The sequence below is a fragment of the Methylobacterium sp. J-048 genome (genome assembly GCF_022829515.1).
GTDB lineage: Bacteria > Pseudomonadota > Alphaproteobacteria > Rhizobiales > Beijerinckiaceae > Methylobacterium.
The window spans coordinates 23,596-32,740 of record NZ_JAKSYL010000165.1 but is presented as its reverse complement, the minus strand read 5'-3'; the positions used below and the strand labels follow the sequence as shown (position 1 = coordinate 32,740).

Sequence of the window (9,145 nt, the reverse complement as noted above, 5' to 3'; positions counted from 1 at the left end):
ACGACCCCAGTCGGAACAAAAGATATAGCTGGAAGATAGGGATTTAGGGCCGCATAGCGCTCAAAATACAACTGTGCGTAACTGGGATTGTCACCCCAATCGTGAAACACAGCGGCCTGGTTGTTGACAGGGTCCTGCCGTAGCCCCCGAGCGACGCAGGCAGGCGTTGGACGGCATCCGGGAGAAGTACGACCTCTCGGAACGTCACGCCTGCCGGATCGTCGGCCAGCATCGGGGCACGCAGCGCTACGTGTCCACGTTGCCGGCCGACGAGGATGCGCTGACCCGTGCCATCATCGCCTCGGCGTCCGAGTATGGGCGCTACGGCTACCGCCGCGTCACCGCGCTGCTGCAGGCAGCAGGATGGCAGGTGGGTAAGGATCGGGTTCAGCGCATCTGGCGTCGCGAGGGGCTCAAGGTCCCGCAAAAGCACCGACCACGCAGTCGCCTGTGGCTGAACGATGGATCCTGCGTGCGGCTGCGCCCGCTCCATCGCAACCACGTCTGGAGTTTTGACTTCGTCCAGGCCCGGACCCACGACGGACGCTCGCTCCGGATCCTGACGCTGATCGACGAGCATAGCCGGGCTTGTCTGGCGCTGAAGGTGGCGCGACGCATCAACAGCGCGGGCGTGATCGAGGCGCTGGCGGAGGCGATGTGCCTACACGGCATCCCGGAACACATCCGCTGCGACAATGGCCCCGAGATGATCTCGAAGGCGCTGCGCAAATGGGTCGCCAAAACTGGCTCACAGATCCAGTACATCGCACCAGGATCGCCGTGGGAGAACGGGTATTGTGAGAGCTTCAACGGCAAGCTTCGTGACGAGTGCCTGCGCCAGGAGATCTTCTACTCGTTAAAGGAGGCGCAGACCGTGATCGGTCTGTGGCAAAACACCTACAACCGCGTCCGACCGCATTCGTCGCTGGGCTATCGGCCGCCCCCCCCCGTCAGCTACCCGGATCTGGCCTTCCGGCTACCCATGGCTGCCACCATGCAGTAGCCTCTCAATCGGCTCGGTCCAAAATACCGGTCAGGTCACAGCACCGCTGACGACAATGCCACCTTCGAGGTCACGGCCCAGTTCACCAGCAAGGCCGCCGTCAGCGGCCTCGCGGCGCAGACCATCACCATCCGCTCCAAGGTGGAGGCACATGTCGCCTTTACGGAGGTGGCGTTGGTAGTGCCGTCTCGCTTCGACGTGGACCCTTCTTCCGAGGCGGCGATGACACGGATTGCCCAAGGCTTCGCCGAGTCCGCGATGCGAGACGACGGTCATGTTTACATGTCCGTGGTGCCCTATAGTCAAAACGTCAACGTCTACGACGCCAAGCGTCCCAACCGCCCTCGTAACTGGGCACGGGCGGATGCGCTTAAGCCGGAGGAATTGGAGGACTGGAATTTCTTCGATGAAACCGGCATCAAAGATTTGGCATCGCCTGATACGCCCGATGCCTTGGGCAAGCGCTTCTGCCCGCTCCGCGGCCTCAATCTCGGTGAAAACTATTTTTGGGATCACGCACCTGCGGGCCATTTCTACATCAGTTATTGGGTATGGGAGAAAAGCGCCGTCCCTCCTGGCTATGATTTTCCATGGAAGGATTGGTTCTCAAAACCAAGACCTACCAACGATGATTTTGGATGCGATGAAAAAACCAGACAAGAAGCAATAAATCTAGGACAAGAAGATTGCAAGCGGAGCGATGAAGAGCTAGATTTTTTTAGAGAAATTAAAACAATGATTGCCAACAAAGGATGCCCCGCCACTCCGGTATTGCCGCTCCAAAACCGTCTTGAGGACATAACGAGCGAATTGATTCTTCTCAAGAAGCAGCACATATTTTATAAAGGACTTACAGCAGGAAACCTCAATTTCGGTTTCGCGCTCGGCTGGGGAGCGATGACGCTTGCGCCCGCCTTCCGAGGCAGCGACGGCTGGGGCGGTGATCCCCAGGTGCCGCGCGATTTCGATTCCGGCAATGGCGAGCACCAGAAAGCCATCGTGATGCTGATGAAGACTGAGATGGATTCATTTTTCTCAGATTCCGATGCGAGCACCGCCGTGCCCGGAAACATATCGGCCACCACGGACCACACGCCGAATGACATGCCCAAGCGATACAAGGCATTGTGCGACAGCCTTCGCGCATCCGGGCATCGGATCCGGGTGTTCCTGCTCGTTGCGGGGGGGCAAAGTGAGAATCTGGGACTGTCGAACACTAAGTCGTTCGACGAGGGCGGCCGCAAAGGGTTCCAGTTTTGCGCCGAGAAGCCGTCTGACATCAGCTCTTATAACAGCGATGCCTTCAATGATGTGGAAGGCGCAATGACGAGTCGGTTGGGCGAGATCGCCGGCGAGCTCAAGCAGCGCGGCAGCTTCGTCCGCCTCATGCAGTGACGAGAGCCTGTTGGACCGGCCTGTCCCATCCTCGGCCTCATCCTGAGCGGAGCCCTCGAAGGATGAGACCGAGATCAGGATATCCGTCCGTCAGAATCGTCATTCGAGGGAGCGCGCGCAGCGCATCCGGTCTGCGTCACAGCGGATGCCGGACCAGGAGCAACCAGCCGGCTACGGCCATATAGGTGCCGTAGGGGAGTTGGCGCGGGACGCGGTCGCGCGGCCGGCCCAGCATCGCCGCGAAGGTCGCTGCCAGCGCCAGGCCGGCCGCGAGCTGCGTGAGCGGCAGCAGCGCCCGCCATCCGAGCCAAGCCCCCAGGGCGGCCATGAGCTTGAGGTCGCCCGCGCCGATCCCGGTTCTGCCGAAGACCAGCCGGTAGGCGCGCGCGAGCAGCCACAGGCTGCCATAGCCGACGATGGCCCCGAGGAGCGCCGCGCCCGGCGGAACGAAGAGCCCGGTCAGATTGACCAGAAGGCCCGATCCCAGCAGCGGCAGGACGAGAATGTCCGGCAGGAGGTGATGATCCCAGTCGATGAAGGCCAGGGTGATCAGGACCGCTGTGGCCGCGAGGGCCGCGAACAGGCTGACACCGAGCCCGAAACGCGCGGCCAACAGGGCGAAGGCCACGCCGCAAACCAGTTGTACGAACGGTCGGCGCCAGCGCACTCGCCGATCCGCTCGCTCCGGATCAGCGTGCGAGGCTCTCGCCGAGGTGGAGACCGGTTCGTGCCCCCGTGTCGGGGCAGCGGTTTGAACGGAGACCAGGGCTCCCCTGTCCCGGACCGCGCGCCAGGATGGGCCGTGCGGCCACAGGCTGTCGCCTCCGGCCGCGGGCGAATCGGGCCCAGAGAGATCGCGACCGCCTCGCGACGGACTATCTTCGACATCCGCCTCCCAAGCCCGCTTCATCGCCGCGGGAAGCTGCACGATCACCCTGTCGACGAACCTGCCGGCCAGAAGGCCCGCGGTCAGGCTTGCAAAGATCGTGATCGCAGGGGCGAACCAGACGGCAAGCATCATCGAAGTCAGGCCGACCATTTCTGGAGTGTCCGTTTGCTGAGGGATCAGGGGCTAGATTTAAGATCGGCTTATCAACGCCGATGCTTAATCAGCACCAGCAGGCTGATCGGCCCCCACAGGGTGGTCCAAGTGTAAAATTAGTGCACGATAGGCCGCTCCACCACGGTTAGCTTGGCCGTCGGAGCTGGCCCGGCGAGCGCAGCCGGTCAAGCGGTGTAGGCTGGCATGAACACCTCTGGTGTCGGCGGCCGGTATCCCAGTGAGGCGTGCGGGCGTACGGTGTTGTCGTGGCATCTCCAGCTTTCGATCACGATCTGCGCCTCCTTGAGTGTGTAGAAGATCTCGCCGTTAAGCAGTTCGTCGCGAAGCCGCGCGTTGAAGCTTTCGACGTATCCATTCTCCCACGGTGAGCCTGGAGCGATGTAAGCCGTCTTGGCTCCGACGCCGGTGATCCAAGCTTGGACAGCCTTCGCGACGAACTCCGGCCCGTTATCCGAACGGATATGGCCCGGCACGCCCCGCAGGATGAACAGGTCCGAGAGCACGTCGATCACGTCGACCGCCTTGAGCTTGCGGGCGACCCGGATCGCCAAGCATTCATGTGTGAACTCGTCGATGACGTTGAGCATCCGGAACTTACTTCCATCATGCGTGCGCGCCTCGACGAAGTCATACGACCAAACGTGATTGCGGTATTCCGGGCGAAGACGGATACAGGAGCCGTCGTTGTCCCAGATCCGCCCTCGCTTAGGCTGCTTGCCCGGGACCTTCAGGCCCTCACGCCGCCAGATCCGCTCATCCTGAGCTTGTCGAAGGATCGACGCGCTTGTCGTTGACGAACCACCCGGCCGCCTTCAGCAAGGCGCTGATCTTCCGGTAGCCGTAGCGACCGTACCGCTCGGCTAGAGCGATGAGATCGGCCGTCAACGCTTCTTCGTCGTCGCGCCCCCGCGGTACCTTGCGCTGTGTCAATCTTTCGACAGGCTCAGGATGAGGGATGCTGACCGAGCGCTCGGCAGGCGCGACGCTCGGAGACGTTCATCCTCAGCATGATGTGCTCGACACAGGCGCGTCGGCGCGCGGAGCTCAGAAGTTTCCCCGGGACGCCTCCTGCAAGATCAGCTTGTCGAGCGTCAGGTCTGCGATCGCCCGCCTGAGACGCTGGTTCTCCGTCTCAAGATCCTTTATCCGCTTGACTTGATCTGATTTTAGACTGCCGTACTCCTTGCGCCAGCGATAGTACGTCACCTCGGTCACGCCAATCGACCTGATCGATGCGGCGACGCTCTGTCCTTGTGAGACCAGTACGTCGACCTGACGCAGCTTACTCACGATCTCCTCGGGCTTCGATCGTTGGGCCATCGGTTCCGTCCTCTGTCGGCTCAAAAGCCATACTTCAGGGCGGACCACTCCCAAGGGGGCAGATCAGTGCGAAAGTAATAGAAGATGCCCCGGCGCTGGACCCGATCCACCATCGATCTCATGGCTTCGTAGCACTCCTTCGTAGCACTCCTTCGTAGCAGGAGCGCGCTCAGGAGCCCACGACACCAAAAAGATATAGCTATTGCAGGTGCTTAGGGGCCGAATGGCGGAGAGGGGGGGGATTCGCCGCCGTACGCCCGAGCCCGTTGCAAATAAAAGGCTTTTGCTCGCTCCAAGTTCGCACTTCGTAGCAACGTTTCGTGGCACACGTCAAACTGTGAGAACGGGTTCGACAGCGCGCGATCACCCTTCAGCAAGGCCATCGGATGCCAATATGCGACGAACAGTCCTGCCGAATTACAGTGGTGTTGCCTGTGAAGAAAATCTCAGCATTGAAGATACCTGGGCGCCGATAAGCGGACCTTCGGCTTTGCGTCCATCCTAGTCATTCGAGAAGCTTTAGCCGCTCCTCAGTAGCGGATATTCATCATGCCGGCTGTGATGCTCGCTCATTAGCGTAAGGATGGATGGAGAATCATCGGCCATCGGCCTGAAAGGGCAGAACAAAGTGCGTCGATCTGTAATCGCGGCCATACCGCGGCCTGAACCACTGGCTCCGCGGCTGTAGGTATGAAGTTGGTAATTTTACGACCTTGGACGGGGGGAGGCATAAGCTCGAGGCTTCACATCCTCCGAACGGATGACGCGCCTCCCTTCGACTCCCGATACCTCTGCCATCGGGGGCTTCGCAGAGGGACTTCTAATGCGCTACATTCTGATGCCCGTCCTGCTCATCGCTACAGCTACTGCGCCGCGCGCGGACGATCTAGCAGACCTGCCGGAATTGGCCTGTGCGCTGGCCTCGACGCCGTTGGAGCTTCAGCAGATCGGATGCCCAGGCTATACCTCGTTGAGTACTGCACAGCCGCCAGAAAAAGCGGTTCGATTTGAGCAATCGGGTGAGACATCTAACGATTGATCCACCCACCTTTACACGCGGTCACTACCTAACTTTGGGGCCGCTGCAGAGGAGCAAATTACATGTCCGACGAAGGGCCGCCTCTTTTATTTGTTGCGCTATGGGGTGCGTTCGCCCTGCTGATGCTGCTTGGCCAGAGGCAGCTCATCGAGCGGGGTTCCCACATTGCCATGTCTTATCAGACCGTTGAAAGCAGTGATCCAATCGCAATCGCTGCACTCGACTGATAATCGATCGGACCAAGATCTCTGACGAATATCTGTCTTGCGCAGCCCATACAGAGATTTCGATACAAAGGGCAAGCCCGACCGGCGCGCAGACGATCTGAGGGACTTGCCGAAATTCGCGTGCTCACAAGCATCGACACCGCTGGATCGCAAGCAGCTTGGCTGCCCAGATCCGACTCCTGCAGCGGCGTCCCAGCACCCGGATTAAAACTGTACGGTTCGAGTGCTGCAGACGGTACGCTGCGAGATTAATCTAGATCACAGCGGTCGGCATTGCGCTTCAAAGCAGCGGGTTGCCATGCGCCGCTACGGCGCTGACCAGTTCGGAGCGGCGGTGCGTCCCTGTTTTTGCAAACAGGGACGCAAGATGCGTTTTTACGGTCGCAACCCCCACGCCCAGGGAGCTTGCTATCTCAGCGACCGAACCGAGCGCGACCGCCGCCTGTAAGACCCGGGCCTCACTTGCCGTCAAGCCATGGAGCTTGGCCAGCACTTCAATACCAGATGTGATTGGCACCTCGGTTTTGCGAACGAACACGGCTGCTTGCGCCCGGTCGCCGAGACTACCCGTTTGACGAGCACCGGAAGACAGCGGCAGGACGTGCACGAGATACCGCTCTCTCTGTTTATTCGTCAGAACAATTGAGGGAGGACAAGCTTTCATCGCGTGATCGTCCCCGGTGCCGGACAAGGCGTAAGCCGCTCGAAGTGTCTTATCAGCAGTACGGTCTGATGCGGCGAGGACGCCTTCGCGCCGACCGAGCATGTCCCCCTGTTTCAAAAGAGCGAGCCCTGTCGCGTTGGCAAGTTCGAGTTTGCCAGCAGCATCAACTAAAAAAACTGCCGCCGTCACAAGATCGAGCACTGCTTCCAACGACACACATTTCGATCGAATTCCATCAAACTCTCGGCCGATCATCACAGCCCGCTGCAGATGTGGGGCGAGCAGTTCCATCTTCCGCCTCATCTCGTCGTCGACAAACCCTTGCGCTCGGCTGCGACGGACGGAGAAGGCCGCAACGCCTAAGGCAAAGCGATGGAGATTGACGCCGATCACATCGATGAAGCCCTGTGGGGCTACCCACTCTTGATAGAACTGAGTCTGCGCAAAATCTTCATGCGGAATGATGTCCCCGCCGCTAAAAACGACCCCAGTCGGAACAAAAGATATAGCTGGAAAATAGGGATTTAGGGCCGCATAGCGCTCAAAATACAACTGTACGTAACTGGGATTGTCACCCCAATCGTGAAACACAGCGGCCTGGTTGTTGACAGGGTCCTGCCAGAACAGATTTGCAGCTATCCCGCCTAAAAATATAGTGGCGAGTTGCAGCGCTTCCGGCCAACGCTCCGAGTCGAGCGCTGCATCATACACCGCACTGAGGATTTGTGAGAGCTGCTCAGCCTCCGTGGTACCGCGAAGCACGACAAGATTTGTTTGCAGCTTTTGTGTAACAGGCCTGTCTTCAAGGGCCTTGCCCGAAAATCCAGGCGATCCTTGAGACGATTCAGGTTTCGTCACCTCGAATCCTCGCGCGCTGGTATTACAGGCGGCCAACATTGGCTGGCCCTGATTCGATGCACGTCTGAATGTAGCATATCATCCATTCGGGTGAGGTCGAATGCCTCATAAAATACGAGTGTGGCCGGCAGATGCGAGCGCGTCCGGTCGATCGTCCCGCAGCAGCGGAGAATCTCCTCCGATCGGTAGCTCGACGCTAAAGGCTAAACGACAGGTAGGCACGTGGAAACAGAGCGACGGTTTTTCCTGGGTGGACTGGCCTTCGGCGTGGGCGCCGTCGCAGCGGGTCAAGCGTTCGGAGTTGACGGTGACGGTCGAGCAGCCGGTAAGGAGGCTTGGTCCTCACAGACCTTCGTTCATACTATCCCGCGCAAACCCGGCGCAGCTCAGCCCTTCACCGGGCGGCTCGACGGCGGGACCATCAAGGCGACTTCGGGTGGTTGGGCGCGTGATCTCACCGCCAATCAACTGCCAATCGCGACCGGCATTGCGGGCGCCCACCTGTTCCTCAATCCCGGCGGCGTCCGCGAGATGCATTGGCATTCGTCGGCTGAGTGGGCTTACGTGATTGGCGGCCATTGTCAGGTGACGGTTCTGGATCCTGACGGCGGCTTGGAGGTCGTGAATTTTGGGCCTGGCGACACCTGGTCTTTTCCGGCTGGCCATGCTCACGCGATCCAAACCCTGGGCGATGTGCCCTGTCACGCGATCCTGGCGTTCGACGACGGTCTCTACGGTGATCACGGAACCTTCGGCTTGAGCGACTGGCTCAGCCGGCTCGACCACTCGATCCTACGGGCAGCGTTTGATTTGAGCGACGCCGTGACCCGCGATCTGCCGGAGGCTGAAGTTTACATCGCGCAAGGTCCAGTGATCCCATTGGATGGAGATGTCGCCCGCGGCGAGCGACGCTTGAACGCTGCAAGCTCGCACCGGTTCGCGCTCGCGCAGGCTCAGCCGTTGATCGAATGCTCCGCCGGCACACTGCGCATTGCTCCGGCCAAGGCGTTCCCGATCTCGACGACGATGACGGGTTTCAGCGAGACGTTGCTTCCGGGCGCCCTGCACGCACCGCACTGGCATCCAAGCGCGAACGAGTGGCACTTTCTACTCGAAGGCCGGACGCGCGTGACGGTGTTCGAGCCCGAGAAGCGCTTGGCAACGGCGGATTTGAAGCCTGGCGACTGCGCTTACCTGCCGCGAGCCGCCGCACACATGATCGAGAACATCGGTGAAGAGCCGTGCACCTTTGTCGGCGTTCACGACAATCCCTTGCACCAGGAGTGCTCGCTATCGCAGTGGATGACCTTGGCACCCCGCCAGGTTATCGCATCGAATCTAGGATTGCAGGAAGATGACCTGGCTTGCCTACCGAAAGAGCCGATCGTTTTCACACGATCGGTTTGACCATGTCAGCACCGTATAGCACCTTCGTAATCATAGCCATCATTCTATTTGCTGCGCCGGGGAGGCTTGATGCGCGGATTGCGATAAAGCAGCCTCAAAAAGCAGCGGATTTGCAAACGCTGGACACGCCTCCGGCTCCGGACGTTATCGTCCTGGAACTAGCCGACGA

General features: G+C 59.9%; 6 protein-coding genes and 2 pseudogenes. 5 read left to right on the top strand and 3 right to left on the bottom strand.

The genetic code is table 11. The features are described from left to right. Positions 1–130 precede the first annotated feature (130 nt). Positions 131–1,003: pseudogene (locus MKL09_RS16695) on the top strand (IS3 family transposase); the annotation flags it as partial. Between the two features lie 222 nt (positions 1,004–1,225). Next, on the top strand, positions 1,226–2,398 hold the full coding sequence (locus MKL09_RS16690) for a hypothetical protein (RefSeq protein WP_244021923.1): 1,173 nt from the start codon (positions 1,226–1,228) through the stop codon (positions 2,396–2,398). 136 nt (positions 2,399–2,534) lie between these two features. Here MKL09_RS16690 and MKL09_RS16685 read toward each other — a convergent pair whose 3' ends face one another. Both MKL09_RS16685 and MKL09_RS16680 read right to left on the bottom strand, forming a co-directional pair. Continuing rightward, the gene (locus MKL09_RS16685; protein ID WP_244021922.1) at positions 2,535–3,437 is read right to left on the bottom strand and encodes a prepilin peptidase; all 903 of its coding nucleotides are present in this window, start codon (positions 3,435–3,437) and stop codon (positions 2,535–2,537) included. A 119-nt stretch (positions 3,438–3,556) separates the two neighbouring features. After that, positions 3,557–4,781 (bottom strand): annotated as a pseudogene (locus MKL09_RS16680) (IS3 family transposase). Positions 4,782–5,604: 823 nt separating this feature from the next. Here MKL09_RS16680 and MKL09_RS16675 point away from each other — a divergent pair. Further along, a complete protein-coding gene (locus tag MKL09_RS16675; protein ID WP_244021921.1) occupies positions 5,605–5,820 on the top strand; it encodes a hypothetical protein in 216 nt (71 codons plus the stop codon). 62 nt (positions 5,821–5,882) lie between these two features. Beyond that, positions 5,883–6,047, top strand: coding sequence for a hypothetical protein (locus MKL09_RS16670; protein WP_244021920.1), 165 nt, complete (start codon positions 5,883–5,885; stop codon positions 6,045–6,047). A gap of 280 nt (positions 6,048–6,327) precedes the next feature. On the opposite strand, the gene MKL09_RS32220 is transcribed toward MKL09_RS16670, so the two are convergent. Continuing rightward, positions 6,328–7,569, bottom strand: coding sequence for a response regulator transcription factor (locus MKL09_RS32220; RefSeq protein ID WP_244021918.1), 1,242 nt, complete (start codon positions 7,567–7,569; stop codon positions 6,328–6,330). 222 nt (positions 7,570–7,791) lie between these two features. Between MKL09_RS32220 and MKL09_RS16660 the strand changes: the two genes are divergently transcribed. Beyond that, entirely contained in the window at positions 7,792–8,976 is a 1,185-nt protein-coding gene (locus MKL09_RS16660) for a cupin domain-containing protein (RefSeq protein WP_244021916.1), read from the top strand. The last annotated feature ends 169 nt before the right edge of the window (positions 8,977–9,145 follow it).